Raw genomic sequence first — 17,885 nt, forward strand, 5'->3', positions numbered from 1 at the left:
CAGTTGTCATCGAGAAATCTAAAACTATATATACCAATCCAACGTCAGGATGCGTGTTATATTTCCTCGCGCAGCGGGGAAATATAAGGCCTCGCGTCGTCTGGCGGATTGCAACTTGAAGTTTATCGAGTATAGGCTGAGAAGGCTGGAAAATAAAATATTAAAAAGGCGCCGGGTTGCCCTCACGCCTTTTAAGTTACATCCATCAGCCTATCATTTATTATTCTTTCTTACTTATTATTTTTTCTATTTGATTTGACTGCCCCCTGTGGTTTGTCCTCTTCGGTGAATTTACGGCCATAAAAAGAATCTAGCAGTAGTTGTTTCAATTCAGAAATTAATGGGTAGCGCGGATTTGCACCGGTGCATTGGTCATCAAATGCGTCTTCTGCAAGCTTGTCGATTTTTGCCAGGAAATCAGCTTCTTGCACCCCTGTTTCACGAATTGAAGCTGGAATATCTAGTTGAGACTTCATTTCGTCCAGCCAGGCCAATAGTTTTTCAATCTTGGCAGCAGTACGATCATCTGATGAGGTTAGCCCCAAATGATCTGCAATTTCCGCATAGCGACGTCGTGCTTGTGGGCGATCATATTGGCTAAAAGCAGTCTGTTTTGTTGGATTATTATTAGCGTTGTAGCGGATTACGTTACAAATTAACAGGGCATTAGCTAAACCATGAGGGATATGAAACTCAGAGCCAAGCTTGTGGGCCATAGAGTGGCATACGCCTAAGAATGCATTAGCAAAGGCAATACCTGCTATCGTCGCTGCATTATGGACACGTTCGCGCGCAACGGGGTTTTTTGCCCCTTCGTGGTAACTAACCGGCAGATAATCTTTTAGCAGCTTTAGTGCTTGCAGTGCTTGCCCATCAGAATATTCATTGGCTAAAACAGAAACGTAGGCTTCCAATGCGTGGGTTACTGCATCCAGACCACCAAAAGCACATAGCGATTTTGGCATATCCATGACTAGGTTCGCGTCAACAATCGCCATATCAGGGGTGAGTGCGTAGTCTGCCAAAGGATATTTCTGCCCGGTGACGTCATCGGTAACAACCGCGAAAGGTGTGACTTCTGAACCCGTGCCTGAGGTGGTGGTAATGGCGACCAATTTAGCTTTTACACCCATTTTGGGGAATTTATAGATACGTTTACGGATATCCATAAAGCGCAGAGCCAGTTCCTCAAAATGGGTTTCTGGATGCTCATACATCACCCACATAATTTTAGCCGCATCCATCGGGGAACCGCCGCCAAGGGCAATGATGACATCCGGTTTAAACAGATGCATGTGTTCAGCACCTTTGCGAACGATGCTTAATGTTGGATCTGCTTCGACTTCGAAGAATACTTCAGTTTCAACGCCATAAGATTTCAAGACATTAATAACCTGATCGGCATAACCGTTATTGAATAAGAAACGGTCTGTCACAATAAAAGCGCGTTTAACACCATCGGTAGCGACTTCTTCCAACGCAATGGGCAGAGAGCCACGTCGGAAATAAATTGATTTTGGAAGTTTATGCCACAACATATTTTCGGCTCTTTTAGCGACGGTTTTTGTATTGATCAGGTGTTTTGGCCCAACATTTTCAGAAATAGAGTTGCCTCCCCAAGAACCACAACCTAGCGTCAGAGAAGGAGACAGCTTAAAGTTGTACAAGTCTCCGATACCACCTTGAGATGCAGGCGTGTTGATCAAAATACGTGCGGTCTTCATTTTGTGACCAAAGTATTTAATACGCTCTGCCTGATTATCTTGTTCGGTATAGAGGCATGAAGTATGTCCAATACCCCCCATCTCAACCAGTTTCTCGGCTTTTTCGACTGCATCTTCAAAGTTTTTGCCACGATACATGGCAAGCAGTGGTGAGAGCTTTTCATGGGCAAAAGGCTCGGTTTCATCTGCCAGAGTCACTTCACCAATCAGAATTTTAGTGCTTTCAGGAACATTGAGACCGGCCATTTCAGCAATTTTTGTTGCAGGTTGACCTACAATCGCTGCATTTAAGTTACCGTTTTTCAAAATAATATCCTGTACGGCTTTTAACTCTTTTCCCTGGAGAAGATAGCCACCATGAGTTGAAAAACGCTCACGAATCTGCTCATAAATAGCATCAACAACAATGACAGATTGTTCTGAAGCACAAATCACGCCGTTATCAAACGTCTTAGACATCAGGATAGATGCAACAGCACGTTTAATATCCGCTGATTCATCAATCACCACGGGGGTATTGCCAGCACCGACACCAATGGCGGGTTTACCTGAGCTATAGGCTGCTTTGACCATGCCAGGGCCACCGGTTGCCAGAATCAGGTTAATATCCGGGTGGTGCATTAAGGCATTGGAAAGTTCAACGGAAGGTTCATCTATCCAACCAATAATGTCTTTTGGTGCCCCTGCGTTCACCGCTGCATTTAAGACGATTTCTGCCGCTTTGTTCGTCGCTTTTTTGGCGCGTGGATGAGGGGAAAAAATAATACCATTACGGGTTTTCAGGCTGATAAGTGCTTTGAAAATGGCAGTAGATGTTGGATTTGTTGTTGGAATAATCCCGCAAATCAGGCCAATAGGTTCAGCAATAGTAATAGTACCGAAAGTACTGTCTTCAGATAAAATACCGCAAGTTTTATCATCTTTATAGGCATTATAAATATACTCAGAAGCGAAGTGGTTTTTGATCACTTTATCTTCCACAATTCCCATACCTGATTCAGATACGGCTAATTTTGCCAGTGGAATACGGGCGTCAGCAGCGGCAAGGGCAGCAGCCCGGAAAATTCGGTCAACTTGCTCCTGAGTAAAATTAGCAAATTCATGTTGGGCTTTTTTTACGCGAGCAACTAATTCATTGAGTTCTGCGACTTGAGTTACAGCCATAAAAATTACTCCTGATAAATGTTAAATTTTTTAAGGCAATCCGATGCAATATTGTTAGGGTATTAAATAATATTATGAGATTAATCGTTTGGATTTCATCGTGAATACCGCTAATTGCCTTAAAAAATTGCTTAACAAAATGATTAATCTAGTAATAGTTTCTTTCCTTGAAATTCTACGTCGGATACAGCTTATCATTCACAGTTATTAGTATTGTGATTTAGATCATGAAAACATTAAGCTGACTCAATTCAGCTATTGTTTCTGGAACAATAGCTGAATTGATATCTGAATGGCGTTTACCTGCGGATTTAACGGTACAAATACAACCTATTAACTTTACAGCGAACTGATATTAATATGATTATTCGAACATGGAATTATTGTTAATATCTTTATTATAAGACCCTGACCTTATTTTCTGGGTTGCTGTGATTGTGATATAGAAAAGATAACTTATGTATTTATTTAAACTGTTTATGCAATAAGATGAAATTTCACCTTTGGATTGGGAGTAAATTAATCAAAAGCCAACCGATAAATGACCAGTTAAAGCGCGATTAATCGATAACATCATTTCGGTGTAATTTCCTTGAAACCATTGTTTATGTTTTATTCCTTTTTAGTCTGTGGTTTTCTTAAAACAATACTGTAATTTTCTACACGTATTTTTCGTTTCATAATCTTGTTTGACTGGTGGCTTGTGTCGTTACTTTGTGATGAAGATGGACTTTTACTCCGTAGTGATTGCATTTTGTTAAAATAATGTTTATTTTCTCTTTTGATAACATTCCATGAATATCGTCGGGAGATAATAGAATAAAATCCATTATTATCAGATTATTACATTAATTTTTCGAATGCATTGTATGCAGGGGCAACGAATATTATTAATGTTTTAATAAATTTATTGTAAAAATCAAATAACAATTATTATGTGAACATCATTTTTTAGTAGGTTAATTACCCTTTGTTAACGTGATAAGTGAATTATTGGAGTGAGTAGATTAAAAACGATTCATTTGCTGTTTATAACTTGGAGCAAAATATGAGAAAAAAAACATCAAAGTTAGGTCAGTTGATTTCGAATATCGTTTTATTCTCTTTTCCCGCCGCGCAGAGTATTGCTGCAACTGTTCCCGCAGGCGTTACACTCACCGAAAAACAAGAAATAACCGTTAACAATGGTGTCGAAGTCACTTCATTGGACCCTCATAAAGTTGAAGGTACTCCAGAAACCGTCATCATCCGCAATCTGCTGGAAGGGTTGGTAACGACAGAGCCAAATGGTGAAACCGTGCCTGGCATAGCAGAAAGATGGGAGAATGAAGATTATAAAGTATGGACGTTCTATTTACGCCATGATGCCAAATGGAGTGATGGTAAGCCTGTGACTGCGCAGGATTTTGTCTATAGCTGGCACCGGCTCGCTGATCCAGATACTGGGTCGCCTTATATCAGTTATTTGCAATATGCCTATATTCAGAACGTTGACGATATTCTGAAAGGAATAAAATCACCGGAACAATTGGGAGTTAAGGCGTTAGATGATCACCGTTTTCAGGTAACACTCAGCCAGCCAGTGCCTTATCTGGTCGACATGTTAAGCCATACAGCGATGAAACCTGTCAGGCAAGATGTGATTGAAAAATGGGGAAATAAATGGACATTGCCAGCAAACTATATTGGCAATGGTGCTTATACATTGAAAGATTGGGTGGTTAATGAGCGAATTATCTTAACGCGCAATCCCCAGTATTGGAACGATAAAGAAACCCTCATTGAAAAAGGCACTTTCCTGCCGATTGTCTCTGGCGTTAGTGGTGTTAACCGCTATCGTAGCGGGGAAGTGGATATGACTGATAACGCTATTCCTCCTGATCTATACCAAAAAATGAAACGGGATATACCCGAACAATTGCAAGTTTCACCTTATCTGTGCACGTTTTACTACGAAATCAATAACCAGAAGCCCTTGTTTAAAGATAAACGGGTGCGTGAAGCCATAAAACTGAGTCTTGATCGCGATATCATCACCGAAAGAATTATGGCTCAGGGGCAAATTCCGGCGTATGGATTTACTCCGACTTATATTGGCGACGGTTTGACCATTAATCCAGAATGGGCAAGCTGGACCCAGGAACAGCGTAATCAACGGGCGAAAGAATTGTTGAAGGAAGCGGGTTTTGATGCCAGTCATCCCCTTAAATTTACCTTGTTGTACAACACATCAGAACAAAATAAACAACAAGCCATTGCTGCGGCTTCTATGTGGCAGAAAAATATTGGCGCAAAAGTCACTTTGCAAAATCAGGAGTGGAAAACCTCTCTCCAGAACCGCCATCAAGGAAATTATGACGTTGCGAGGGCAACATGGTGTGGCGATTATAACGAACCTTCTTCTTTCTTGAATATGTGGCTGTCAAATAGCAGTAACAATGCTGGTTTTTATCAAAGTGAGGCTTTTGATAACTTTCTTAGGCAGGCCCTGACTGCCAAAGAGAGTGCAACCCGTAAGGAATTTTATCAGCAAGCCGAAGCCCAGCTTGATAAAGATTCAGGGTTGATCCCCGTTTATTACCGCGTCAGCGTGCGCCTCATTCGCCCGACAGTTGGGGGAATGACTGGGAAAGATCCCCAAGATTATGTTGATCTAAAGAATTTGTATATTAAAAAGGTGAATCACTGATTATCGTCACAACATATTATTTTTCCGTAAACAAAATAGTTCCTTTTGGATACGGAAAATGCCCGACCCAATGCGTGGATATGACTTTAATGGGTCAAATGATATCAATTGGAGAGAATAAGATGATAAACACAACAAAGAAAAAACTGGCTACTGGCATTACGGTAACGCTAGGCATGATGATAGGGTGGCCGGCCTTTGCAGCACAAGTGCCTGCTGGCGTGCAACTTGCCGATACTGCAAAACAGGTGTTAGTCCGCAACAATGCCTCTGAACCACAATCGTTGGACCCGCATAAAATTGAAGGTGTGCCAGAATCTAATATCGCGCGTGATTTGTTTGAAACTCTGGTGATCAATGCCCCTGACGGTAAAATTATACCGGGAGTCGCAGAAAGCTGGGAAAATAAGGATTTCACAGTTTGGACATTCCATCTGCGCAAAGATGCAAAATGGTCCAATGGTGACCCTGTCACTGCACAGGATTTTGTCTATAGCTGGCGCCGTCTGGTAGATCCCAATACCGCATCCCCATATGCAAGTTATCTGCAATATGCCCATCTGCTTAATGTTGACGATATCATCAGGGCTAAACAGAAACCGGAAGCGCTGGGCGTTAAGGCATTAGATGACCATACATTACAATTAACACTCAGTGAAGCCGTTCCCTATTTAGTCAAATTATTTGTTCACCCGACGACCTCTCCGGTTCATCGTGCAACCATTGAAAAATATGGTGAGAGATGGACACAACCACAAAATTTTGTCGGTAACGGTGCCTATAAGCTGAAGAACTGGGTGATTAACGAGCGCATTGTTCTGGAACGCAGCCCAACGTATTGGGATAACAAACACACTGTTATTAACCAGGTCACAATCTTGCCTATTTCCTCGGAAGTCATGGATGTTAATCGCTATCGTGCCGGCGAAATTGAAATGACTTATAACAACTTACCGGTCGAACTATTCCAAAAGCTAAAAAAAGACGTTCCCGAACAGTTGCATATCAACCCGTATTTATGTACTTATTATTATGAAATAAATAACCAGAAACCCCCATTTAATGATCCCCGTGTGCGTACCGCACTGAAACTAGGGATGGATAGTAATACGATAACTTATAAGGTCAAAAATCAGGGAGATTTACCTTCCTATGGTTATACCCCTCCTTATATTGCTGATTTTAAAGGTGAAAAACCGGATTGGTATACCAGGCTGAACCAGCAGCAACGTAATGAAGAAGCGAAAAAACTTTTGGCAGAAGCGGGTTTTACTAAAGATAACCCACTGAAAATTAACCTGTTGTATAACACTTCTGATCTCCATAAAAAATTGGCCATTGCTGCCGCATCCATTTGGAAAAAGAATCTTGGTATTAAAGTTAACCTCGAAAACCAAGAATGGAAAACTTATCTTGATTCCCGCCATCAGGGAAATTTTGACGTTGCCCGTGCAGGGTGGTGTGCAGACTACAACGAAGCGTCCAGTTTCCTGAACGCTATGCTATCCGATAGCAGCAATAATACAGCCCATTATAAAAGCAAAGCGTTTGATGCCCTGATGAAACAATCCCTGCAAGTCCAAACTGATGAAGAGCGTGCAGAAGTTTATGCCAAGGCAAATGCTTTATTAGACAAAGATTCAGCGATAGTTCCTATTTTCTACTATGCCAATACTCGCTTAGTGAAACCTTATGTCGGTGGTTATACCGGTAAAGATCCCTTAGATAACTTCCATACCAAAGACCTATACATAATAAAGCATTAGAAATTAGCAGGTGATCTCGTTGGATCGCCTGCTTGTCAAATAATTAAAGGCCACGGTTTGGCTAAGCAGTAGGAGCGGGCAATGCTAAAATTTATTTTACGTCGCTGTTTAGAGGCGATCCCGACACTTTTTATCCTTATTACTATTTCGTTTTTTATGATGCGGCTTGCGCCGGGTAGCCCATTTACAGGAGAAAGAAAGCTGCCGCCAGAGGTTATGGCAAATATTGAAGCGAAATACCATTTAAATGATCCTATTTATAAGCAATATTTCAATTACCTCATCCAACTTTCTAAAGGGGATTTTGGCCCTTCATTCAAATATAAAGACTACAGTGTCAATGATCTGGTTGCAGAAGCGTTGCCGGTTTCTGCTAAATTGGGATTTGCCGCCTTTGTTATGGCGGTAATATTCGGTGTCAGTGCAGGCGTTATTGCGGCATTGAACCAGAATACGAAATGGGATTACACGGTAATGGGGTTTGCCATGACAGGTGTCGTGATCCCTGGTTTCGTGGTCGCCCCCTTATTAGTTTTGATATTCGCCATTACATTAAGATGGTTGCCGGGAGGAGGCTGGAATGGCGGGGCACCTAAATATATGCTTTTGCCAATGGTCGCACTTTCCCTCTCTTATATTGCCAGCATATCCCGTATTACCCGGGGTTCCATGATAGAAGTTTTGCATTCCAACTTTATTCGTACAGCACGGGCCAAGGGTTTGCCACTGCGGAAGATTATTTTCCGTCATGCGTTAAAACCTGCCTTATTACCCGTTATTTCTTACATGGGTCCAGCATTCGTCGGCATCATTACGGGTTCAATGGTTATCGAAACTATTTTCGGCTTACCCGGTCTGGGGCAATTATTTGTCAATGGCGCATTAAACCGTGATTACTCACTGGTACTGAGTTTGACGATTCTGGTGGGGAGCCTGACCATTATGTTTAATGCCATCGTTGATGTGCTGTATGCCGTCATTGATCCGAAAATTCGTTATTAATACTGGAGCACGCAATGTTACTGAATAAAAAAAATAGCGAAGCTCTGGAAAATTTTTCTGAGCAACTGGAAATTGAAGGCCGCAGTTTGTGGCAGGATGCACGTCGCCGTTTTAAGCATAACAAGGCGGCGATTATGAGTTTATGTATTCTATTCTTGATCACATTATTTGTGATCTTAGCGCCGATGTTGTCCCAATTTGCCTACGATGACACTGATTGGAATATGATGACAATGCCGCCGGATTTTGAGTCCAAACACTATTTTGGCACTGATTCATCAGGGCGTGATCTGTTGGTGCGCGTTGCCATTGGCGGGCGTATTTCACTGATGGTCGGGGTTGCCGCCGCTTTGATTGCTGTGTTATTGGGCACTTTATATGGTGCGATGTCAGGCTATCTTGGCGGCAAAACTGACATGGTCATGATGCGTTTGTTGGAAATCCTCAATTCTTTCCCATTCATGTTCTTCGTTATCCTTCTGGTGACTTTCTTTGGTCAAAACATTCTGTTGATTTTCGTTGCAATAGGCATGGTGTCGTGGCTGGACATGGCACGTATCGTCCGTGGTCAGACACTGAGTTTAAAACGCAAGGAATTCATCGAAGCCGCGTTGGTTTGTGGTGTTTCTACCCGTCATATCGTTTTGCGCCATATCGTGCCAAACGTATTGGGTGTTGTGGTGGTTTATGCCTCATTACTTGTACCCAGCATGATCCTGTTTGAATCCTTCTTGAGCTTCCTTGGTTTGGGTACTCAGGAACCCCTCAGTAGTTGGGGGGCTTTGTTAAGTGATGGGGCTAATTCAATGGAAGTGGCTCCGTGGTTGCTGTTATTTCCGGCAGGCTTTCTGGTGATAACCCTGTTTTGTTTTAACTTTATTGGTGACGGCCTGCGAGATGCCCTCGATCCGAAAGACCGTTAAGGAGAGCCTGTGAATAGCGTAGAAACGTCGAAAAATGTTGAATCACTTTTATCGGTAAAAGACCTGAATGTCGTATTCAGCACGCCAGACGGCAACGTGACGGCCGTAAACAAATTAAATTTTGACTTAAAAGCCGGAGAAACCCTGGGGATCGTGGGAGAATCTGGCTCAGGTAAATCGCAGACGGCGTTTGCATTAATGGGATTATTGGCCAGCAATGGTTTTGTCAGTGGTTCTGCTCATTTTCATGGGCGAGAAATCCTCAACCTGAAAGAAAAAGAGCTGAACCGGATGCGGGCAGAAGAGATCTCGATGATATTTCAAGATCCCATGACTTCCCTTAACCCTTATATGCGGGTAGGTGATCAATTAACTGAAGTATTGATGTTGCATAAGCGTATGAGTAAAAGCGCGGCTTTTGAGGAATCCATCCGTATGCTGGATGCCGTTAAGATGCCAGAGGCACGTAAACGCATGAAAATGTACCCACATGAATTCTCCGGGGGGATGCGTCAACGAGTCATGATTGCCATGGCATTATTGTGTCAGCCTAAGTTATTAATTGCCGATGAACCGACAACGGCATTGGATGTAACGGTTCAGGCACAGATCATGATGTTGCTTAACGAGCTGAAAAAAGAGTTTAACACGGCCATTATTATGATCACCCATGACTTGGGGGTGGTTGCCGGCATTTGTAACAAAGTATTAGTAATGTATGCCGGAAGAACGATGGAATATGGCACAGCGCGTGACGTATTTTACCGGCCTACCCATCCATACTCTATCGGGTTACTGAATGCTGTTCCTCGTCTGGATGGTGATGGGGAGTCATTGGAAACGATTCAAGGCAATCCCCCCAATTTATTGCGTTTGCCAAAGGGATGCCCATTCCAGCCGCGCTGTCAGTTTGCCACAGAGCATTGTGTTCGTGAGGAACCACAGTTGGAAAAATTTGGCTTTGGGCGCTTGCGTGCCTGCTTTAAACGCCAGGAGGAGTTAGTATGAACACAATAGCTGAAAAACGTGTCTTATTGGAAGTGGATGACCTCAAAGTTTATTTTGATATTAAAGATGGAAAACAGTGGTTCTGGCAGCCGGCAAAAACCTTAAAAGCGGTAGATGGCGTTACCTTAAGACTATATGAAGGTGAGACTCTGGGCGTTGTAGGAGAATCTGGCTGCGGGAAATCAACACTTGCCAGAGCCGTTATTGGGTTAGTGAAAGCGTCTGGTGGTGCAGTCACCTGGCTTGGTCAAAATCTGCTGGCTATGAGTGACAAACAATGGCGGGATATTCGCAATGATATTCAGATGATTTTTCAAGACCCTTTGGCATCGCTGAATCCGCGTATGACCATTGGTGATATTATTGCAGAGCCATTGAAAACGTATTACCCCAAAATGAAAGCGGGGGAGATAAAAGAAAAAGTTCAAAAAATGATGATGCGGGTAGGATTGTTACCTAACCTGATAAACCGTTACCCGCATGAATTTTCAGGCGGACAGTGCCAACGTATTGGCATTGCCCGCGCCCTGATCCTGGAGCCTAAATTAGTTATCTGCGACGAACCTGTTTCAGCGCTGGATGTGTCTATTCAGGCACAAGTCGTTAACTTGTTGCAGGAATTACAGCGGGAAATGGGACTTTCCCTGATATTTATTGCTCATGACCTATCAATAGTAAAACACATATCAGACCGCGTTTTGGTGATGTATTTGGGGAATGCTGTAGAATTAGGCACTTACGACGAGGTTTATCATAATCCGTTGCATCCATATACCAGAGCGCTTATGTCGGCGGTGCCAATTCCTGATCCAGACAAAGAGCGCAACAAGCATATTGAATTGTTGGAAGGAGAACTGCCTTCACCCATTGATCCCCCGTCTGGATGTGTATTCCGTACTCGCTGTCCAATGGCTGATGCTGAATGTGCCAAGACTCGACCGCTGCTTGAAGGAAGTTTTAAACATGCGGTATCTTGCCTTAAGGTTGATCCACTCTAACCAGCCAGATTCGGTTAATGTGACGCTGTCACGACTTTAAATTCAATGCCCTCACAATGAGGGCATTTTTGCCGATCAGGGAAGTGTATTGAGGAAGGTTGTCTGATTATTTTTTCCATAGGATATGGCAGATGGGGTAAGATTTTTCCCGGCAGAGCAAGATACGGGCAAAGATGTCATCAATTTCGGCATCGTCTGATTCAGCCAGGCCAATAATGACTTCTGAGAAAAAGTCTGGATCCAAATCAAAATCAACATGTTCAAGCCAGACTCTTGAAGGCTCCAATAATTCAACTCCTCCCCGTTCTTCAAATTGCAAATTAAACAATAGGCTGTCAGCCGGATCAAGGTGAGAAAGCGCTTGTTCCAAAAAGATGTCGTAAGCTTTTTCAAGTGCGTCATCTTCAGTCATTCGGTTATTTAAGTCTAATTGCATAGCGTGTGTCGGTTGATTTTCCATGATGCAAAGTCCGAGATTAATTACAAGATGAAATTAAAACATGTTCTGTATTGAATGAATACTGTTATTCGTGGTGAAAATATTCATGTTGAAAAAGTGACTGGTCAATTTATTTTCTGTCTGTTTTCAGTCATGAATTATAAAAGCGGACTGAAAAAGTAGCAGATACGTTCAAGAATACGATGCCACATAGGCCGTTTTTCCCATTCACTGTTCGCAAGTAGTACTGAACGCATAATATAGTCTTGTTGAACCAGTGCTAAATCATTGCCAAAGTGTTCATCATCAATGACCACCGTAATTTCAAAGTTCAGCCATAAGCTGCGCATATCTAAATTGACAGAACCGACCATACTGAGCTGGCCATCGACCAACACACTTTTAGTATGTAATAAACCATCTTCAAATTGATAAATTTTCACACCCGCTTCCAGTAATTCTGAAAAAAACGCACGGCTGGCCCAGCGAACAAGAAATGAGTTGTTTTGGCTTGGTACAATGATACTGACATCAACACCACGCATAGCTGCGGTACAAATTGCATGCATTAAATCATCGCTGGGAACAAAATAGGGAGTGGTAAGAATAAGTTGTTTGCGGGCAGCAAAAATAGCGGTCATCAGGGATTGTTGGATCAATTCATCAGGGAACCCTGGCCCGGAAGCAATAACTTGCGCAGTATGACCGCTGGCTTGTTCGAAGGGCATGGTAGTACTGTCAGGAGGAGGGGGAAGATGGCGCTCTCCTGTTTCCATTTCCCAGTCAAAAGCATAAATGATCCCCAGTGTTGTCGTAACAGGGCCTTCCATTCTCACCATGATATCGACCCATTGACCGACCCCGGCATCTTGTTTAAAAAAACGGGGGTCAACCATATTCATGCTACCGGTGTATGAAATATGGTTGTCGATCAGAATAATTTTTCTATGCTGGCGTAAGTCCATACGACGCAAGAATAAACGGAAGAGATTAACTTGTAGCGACTCGATAAATTCAATACCTGCCTTTCGCATAATATCAGGATAAGGGCTGCGGAAAAATTGCCAGCTTCCTGCCGAATCTACCATGATTCGACATTTAACACCGCGTTTGGCTGCGCGCATCAGGGCATCAGTGACCTGATCAACCAGCCCTCCCGATTGCCATATATAAAACACCATCTCGATATTGTATTTGGCGTTTTCAATATCATGAACAATCGCTTTTAGCGAATTATCATAAGATGTCATTAATTGCATTTTATTCCCTCTGACACCTTTGATATTTTGTCGACGCTCACACAGCTGAAACAGCGGAGTAGCAACTTCACTGTTTTCATCGGCAAAAATTTGCGGAGAATTTCTTAATTCGGCCAGCCAATTGACTACAGATGAACGCATTTGTTTGGCTTGCTCAACCCTGCGTTTGCCAAGGTGTAATTCGCCGAATGACAAGTAAGCAATGATCCCGACTAAAGGAAAAATGTAAATAATGAGTAACCACGTCATTGCTGATGTCACAGGACGACGTTTCATCAAAATTCGAATAGTGATACCGGCAATAATCAGCCAGTAGAAGAAAATCGCCAGCCAGCTCAGTACAGAGTAGAAAGTTGTCATACGTGGCAATCAATCCTATTTATTTAAGTATCTTATGCAGTCATTGCCGCAAGTTTCTAGAAATTTTGGCAAACTATCAACCTAATAATTATTAATTAAACAGCCGTAATTTTAGCAAAAAAGCGCTAAGTATAATGAATATCATTACTATTTATCTACTTATAACGACTGACTTTGGCTTCATGCACTGTATGCAGATTGATACGAAAAAATCATGAATGGTTTATCATAATTATTAAACTGATAATTTTGGGTAATATACTATTATGGCAGAATCACGAACCAGATTGGCAATTGATTGACATTGCGAATAGTGACGATTAAGAATAATGTTATTTACCCACTGAGAGAATTAGCCTGGAAGAGCTTATGAAACATAGCAGAAGAGAAGTCGGGCGTTGGAGAATGCTCCGCCAAGGTATTCGTATCCGCCGTCGCTGGTCGGAAGGGCAGTCACGTCGTAACTTACGAATATATGCACTGCGTAAGGCAGATGCTTATAAGCGTCATAGATCGATTCTATTTATCCGGAATATAGAGTGGATTTTATAGTAATACCTTAAATTGATGCATGATACGACTCGTGACGAATGAGTTCACGGTCGATATCAACTCTGTTCTAGATAATAATGCATATCTGACGCGTTGTTTTCCCCTTACTACCGACTGAAAAATGCAAGTCATGCTGAGATGTTTTTGAATCTTTATTGAATATGATAGTCATTTGCATTTAAACTAATACCTATCTGAAAACTGACTATCATGCTGTTAAACAAGAATTCTCTTATGCGTTGGATACATTGGCCGATACTACTTTCTGTTTGTTTACACATTTCTATTGCGGCGGCGCTTTTCCATGCCATTAAACCTGAAAAACAGGTAGAAGCCCCGTCTATATCTGTTGCCATGATCCAGTTGGCGGCTGAAGAGGCGCCTGTCTCTAAATCTGCCATACCTGAATCAATTCCTGAACCGGAGCCAGAACCAGAACCTATTGCGAAAATTGCTCTGCCTAAACCTAAGCCTGAGAAAAAAATTGTCAAAAAAGAAATTAAGCCAAGAGAGAAAAAGACAGAAAAAGCTTCAGAACAACCCCTGAAACCTGTTTCTGATCAGGAACCTCAGACGGCAAAAAGGCTGGACAATCAAAAATCGGAGCACCATACCATTAATGAAAACGTGGGTACACGAAGCGGACCAAAAGCACTAAACAGGCCAGATCCCATTTACCCATCCAGAGCAAAACAGTTGGGGACAGAGGGGACGGTAAAAGTAAAATTTGATATTGATGAAAATGGTCGAGTTAGAAATATCGAAATTATTTCTGCCAATCCGAAGAATGTCTTTGACCGTGAAGTGAAAAATGCGATGAGAAAATGGCGTTATGAAAAAATACCTGCTACCGGGCACCTAACGACTATCGAGTTTAAAACTACGGGTATTTCACAATCCTGACTTAACCAAAGTTTTTACCCGGTCAGGGGATGCAAAGCATCCCCTGACTTCATCAGCAAAATGAATTATGACTCTGAATCACTGCTTGCCAATTTAAAGTGCCTTTTATCTTCAGGCAAAGGACGGGAAGCGTTATTTTCATCAACGGCAACATAGGTGAAAACAGCATCTGTCGCACGATAACGCTGACCGACTGGCTCAGAAGCCACTTTTTTCACCCACACCTCAATATGAATGGTAATAGATGAATTTCCCGTTTTAAGACAACGGGCGTAGCAGCATACGACGTCACCTACCGCAACCGGTTTTAGAAAACTGATGCCATTTACGCTAACAGTTACTACGCGTCCCAGAGCAATCTCTTTTGCCAGGATTGCGCCGCCAATATCCATTTGAGACATCAGCCAGCCACCGAAAATATCCCCATTGGCATTAGTATCAGCAGGCATGGCCAGTGTACGGAGAACCAATTCTCCGTTTGGTAAGCATTGTTGTTGTGTCATTAGAAAACTTGCTTTATTTGGTGAATACAACAATACCTGCCGCTGCATCGGCAGGTATCCATATGAAGGTCATTATATTATTTTTGTTCGCGAGGCAGATGACGGTAGATATATACCACACTCAATACAGTAAAGACCAGTGTCAATGCCGTTAACCCGAACACTTTAAAGTTTACCCAAACATCTTGAGGTAGCCAGAAAGCGACATAAATATTTGCTAATGCACAGGCAATAAAGAAGATTGCCCAAGCCATATTCAGTTTGTTCCAGACAAAATCAGGTAATTCTAACTCCTTGCCTAGCATGCGTTGAATTAATGGCTTTTTCATCACCCATTGGCTGATAAATAGTCCCAGAGCAAAAATGGCATAAATGACAGTCACTTTCCATTTAATAAATAAATCACTGTGGAAAGCCAGTGTCAGAGTGCCGAAAACAGCAACCATAACAAATGTAATTAAGGAGGATTTCTCAACGCGACGATAAATGAGGTAAGTAATGACAACCACTAACCCTGTTGCTGCAATCAAGGCACCAGATGCATAGAAAATGTCGTACATTTTGTAGACGACAAAGAAAACGACTAGCGGCAAAAAGTCTAAAAGTTGTTTCATAAATTGAACCCATTGTGAAGTCAATGATGGCATGTTTTTGAATTTGTGCCAGAGTGTACCAGATCTCGATGAAATGGTTTATTTATCAGGTAAAAACATTTTTCATCTGTTTGGCTAATTTTATCACAATGAGCGACAAGCTAAGTGTGGGAGAGGGGAAACTGGTGAGTTTCCATTTAGCAACGCACTATAACTAGGTTTCATTTTCACAAAAGGGCATAAAGGTCATGTTGTGGGGAAGATTACATCGTTGGATGCCGGGCTTGGGAAATATTTGTCATTACCGTAGAGAGTATTTCAGCCATGATATGCGGGCGGGTCTCTCTGTTGCCGCAGTCGCGCTGCCTGTTGCGATTGCTTATGCTGAATTAATGGGTATTAGTGCCATTATTGGTTTATATGCCTGTATTTTACCGATGTTTGCGTATGCACTGTTTGGTACTTCGCGGCAATTGATTGTTGGGCCAGATGCTGCAACTTGTGCGGTTATTGCTGCTGCTGTGACACCGCTGGCATTGGGAAATGAGCATGTGCGCTGGCAACTTGCCATAGTTATGACGTTAATGACAGGGTTTTGGTGTATTTTGGCCAGCCATTTTCGATTGGGTGCCTTCGCTGATTTTATATCTCATCCCATTTTGAAGGGCTTTATTAACGGCGTTGCGATTACCATTATGGCGGATCAGCTGGCTAAAGTTTTTGGGCTGTCTGGGTTGCCTGTGGAATTGATTGAACGATTAATTGCACTTCCCCGTAAACTATTAGAATCTCACTGGCCGACGGTAGGGGTGTCAGTAATGACGCTGCTGGTACTGCTTAGTGTGCATTTCCTCCGTCCTAGTTGGCCTGCGCCACTGGTAGCAATGATCGTATCGACTTATATCAGTTGGCAATTTGAACTCAGCCAATATGGTATCCAGATTGTGGGTAGTATGGGGAGCGGTTTGCCTATTGTTCCTGTACCCGAATTTGAACCCGGTATCATACGTGATTTAGTTGTTCCTTCCATTAACTTAGCGGTGATCAGTTTCGTCAGTTTTATGATGACTGCTCGTAGTTTTGCCAGTAAAAATGGCTACCAAGTCGATGCAGATCTGGAACTTAGGGCATTGGGTATCGCCAATATTGCTTCGTCATTATCACAAGGTTTTGCTGTCAGTGCTGCCGGTAGCCGTACTGCGGTCAATGATGCGCTTGGCGGTAAAACGCAAATGGTTTCGGTGATAGCGGCTTGTGCCATTTTGCTGGTATTGCTGTTTATGACAGAATTTTTGGTGTCTATCCCTCTGTCATCACTGGGTATTGTTTTGATCTTTTCCACTTGGTCTTTATTGAGTTTAAAAAATCTTTGGGCTTATCGAAAACGTAATCGTCAGGCTTTTACTCTGTCAATTTTTACGTTAATTGCCGTCTTGCTGGTGGGGGTGATCGATGGTATCGGTTTTGCTGTTTTGTTAGGATTATTGCAATTTTTGCGGATAGTTTTTCGGCCTTCGGATCAGCTGCTGGGCGTGAATGACCAAGGTATGGTTCGTTCTATCCATAAACATAATGATATTAAACCCATAGATGGCATTATGATGTACCGCTTTAACTCTCCTCTCACTTATTTTAACGTTGGATATTTCAAAAAACGGGTATTACTGCATGTGAAAAGTGCTGCAAATGATCCTGTGTGGTTAGTGGTCGATGCGACGGTCAGTTTTACCTATGATGATGTCAGTGTTTTTGCCGTGTTGGATGAGTTAATCACAGAATTAAAAGAGAAAGGTGTAACATTGGTTTTGGCAGGGCGCAGAACAGAGCTAAATCGCTGGATTAAACAGAATAAACTAAGTCGTAGCGATGACGATTTAATAGTTGTGCCGGATCTCTACTTTGCCATTCGTTTACTTCAAAGTAAGCAGCAGGTGGAGGACAAACAGGAAAAGTAAACTGCGGTTCACCCCGTTGCATTAGTATTACAGCGAGGTGAACTATT

The 17,885-nt window shown here is 42.3% G+C and carries 14 protein-coding genes; 9 read left to right on the forward strand and 5 right to left on the reverse strand.

Annotated features, from left to right (window positions below; translation table 11 throughout):
* Positions 1-230 precede the first annotated feature (230 nt).
* Positions 231-2,888, reverse strand: a complete 2,658-nt coding sequence (gene adhE, locus ABLA76_RS06865) for a bifunctional acetaldehyde-CoA/alcohol dehydrogenase (protein WP_348987366.1) — start codon at positions 2,886-2,888, stop codon at positions 231-233.
* 1,048 nt (positions 2,889-3,936) lie between these two features.
* On the opposite strand from adhE, the gene ABLA76_RS06870 reads away from it, so the two are divergent.
* The 6 genes from ABLA76_RS06870 (at position 3,937) to oppF (ending at position 11,274) form a co-directional block, all read left to right on the forward strand.
* Positions 3,937-5,577 (forward strand): ABC transporter substrate-binding protein, encoded by a 1,641-nt coding sequence (locus tag ABLA76_RS06870; protein ID WP_348987367.1) that lies wholly within the window; start codon positions 3,937-3,939, stop codon positions 5,575-5,577.
* Between the two features lie 122 nt (positions 5,578-5,699).
* Positions 5,700-7,343: an oligopeptide ABC transporter substrate-binding protein OppA gene (gene oppA / locus ABLA76_RS06875; protein ID WP_348987368.1), complete on the forward strand. Its 1,644-nt coding sequence runs from the start codon at positions 5,700-5,702 to the stop codon at positions 7,341-7,343.
* A gap of 81 nt (positions 7,344-7,424) precedes the next feature.
* The gene (oppB, locus tag ABLA76_RS06880; RefSeq protein WP_047770976.1) at positions 7,425-8,345 is read left to right on the forward strand and encodes an oligopeptide ABC transporter permease OppB; all 921 of its coding nucleotides are present in this window, start codon (positions 7,425-7,427) and stop codon (positions 8,343-8,345) included.
* 14 nt (positions 8,346-8,359) lie between these two features.
* The gene (oppC, locus tag ABLA76_RS06885) at positions 8,360-9,268 is read left to right on the forward strand and encodes an oligopeptide ABC transporter permease OppC (RefSeq protein WP_348987369.1); all 909 of its coding nucleotides are present in this window, start codon (positions 8,360-8,362) and stop codon (positions 9,266-9,268) included.
* A 9-nt stretch (positions 9,269-9,277) separates the two neighbouring features.
* Positions 9,278-10,276: an ABC transporter ATP-binding protein gene (locus tag ABLA76_RS06890; RefSeq protein WP_348987370.1), complete on the forward strand. Its 999-nt coding sequence runs from the start codon at positions 9,278-9,280 to the stop codon at positions 10,274-10,276.
* Positions 10,273-11,274, forward strand: a complete 1,002-nt coding sequence (gene oppF / locus ABLA76_RS06895) for a murein tripeptide/oligopeptide ABC transporter ATP binding protein OppF (RefSeq protein ID WP_285810666.1) — start codon at positions 10,273-10,275, stop codon at positions 11,272-11,274. The genes ABLA76_RS06890 and oppF overlap by 4 nt, the downstream gene beginning before the upstream one ends.
* Before the next feature lie 106 nt (positions 11,275-11,380).
* On the opposite strand, the gene ABLA76_RS06900 is transcribed toward oppF, so the two are convergent.
* Together ABLA76_RS06900 and cls are read right to left on the reverse strand one after the other, a co-directional pair.
* On the reverse strand, positions 11,381-11,710 hold the full coding sequence (locus ABLA76_RS06900; RefSeq protein ID WP_047770993.1) for an HI1450 family dsDNA-mimic protein: 330 nt from the start codon (positions 11,708-11,710) through the stop codon (positions 11,381-11,383).
* Positions 11,711-11,871: 161 nt separating this feature from the next.
* Positions 11,872-13,332, reverse strand: coding sequence for a cardiolipin synthase (gene cls, locus ABLA76_RS06905; RefSeq protein WP_348987371.1), 1,461 nt, complete (start codon positions 13,330-13,332; stop codon positions 11,872-11,874).
* A 369-nt stretch (positions 13,333-13,701) separates the two neighbouring features.
* Between cls and ABLA76_RS06910 the strand changes: the two genes are divergently transcribed.
* Positions 13,702-13,884, forward strand: a complete 183-nt coding sequence (locus tag ABLA76_RS06910; RefSeq protein ID WP_072059806.1) for a YciY family protein — start codon at positions 13,702-13,704, stop codon at positions 13,882-13,884.
* Between the two features lie 210 nt (positions 13,885-14,094).
* Entirely contained in the window at positions 14,095-14,787 is a 693-nt protein-coding gene (gene tonB, locus ABLA76_RS06915; RefSeq protein ID WP_348987372.1) for a TonB system transport protein TonB, read from the forward strand.
* A 65-nt stretch (positions 14,788-14,852) separates the two neighbouring features.
* On the opposite strand, the gene yciA is transcribed toward tonB, so the two are convergent.
* Both yciA and ABLA76_RS06925 read right to left on the reverse strand, forming a co-directional pair.
* Positions 14,853-15,290, reverse strand: coding sequence for an acyl-CoA thioester hydrolase YciA (yciA, locus tag ABLA76_RS06920; protein ID WP_047770992.1), 438 nt, complete (start codon positions 15,288-15,290; stop codon positions 14,853-14,855).
* A gap of 77 nt (positions 15,291-15,367) precedes the next feature.
* Positions 15,368-15,904 (reverse strand): septation protein A, encoded by a 537-nt coding sequence (locus ABLA76_RS06925; RefSeq protein ID WP_047770970.1) that lies wholly within the window; start codon positions 15,902-15,904, stop codon positions 15,368-15,370.
* A 227-nt stretch (positions 15,905-16,131) separates the two neighbouring features.
* On the opposite strand from ABLA76_RS06925, the gene ABLA76_RS06930 reads away from it, so the two are divergent.
* Complete coding sequence (locus ABLA76_RS06930; RefSeq protein WP_047770969.1) at positions 16,132-17,838, forward strand: SulP family inorganic anion transporter; 1,707 nt, start codon at positions 16,132-16,134, stop codon at positions 17,836-17,838.
* Positions 17,839-17,885 lie beyond the last annotated feature (47 nt).

This window comes from Xenorhabdus sp. SGI240 (genome assembly GCF_040081915.1).
Taxonomy (GTDB): domain Bacteria; phylum Pseudomonadota; class Gammaproteobacteria; order Enterobacterales; family Enterobacteriaceae; genus Xenorhabdus; species Xenorhabdus bakwenae.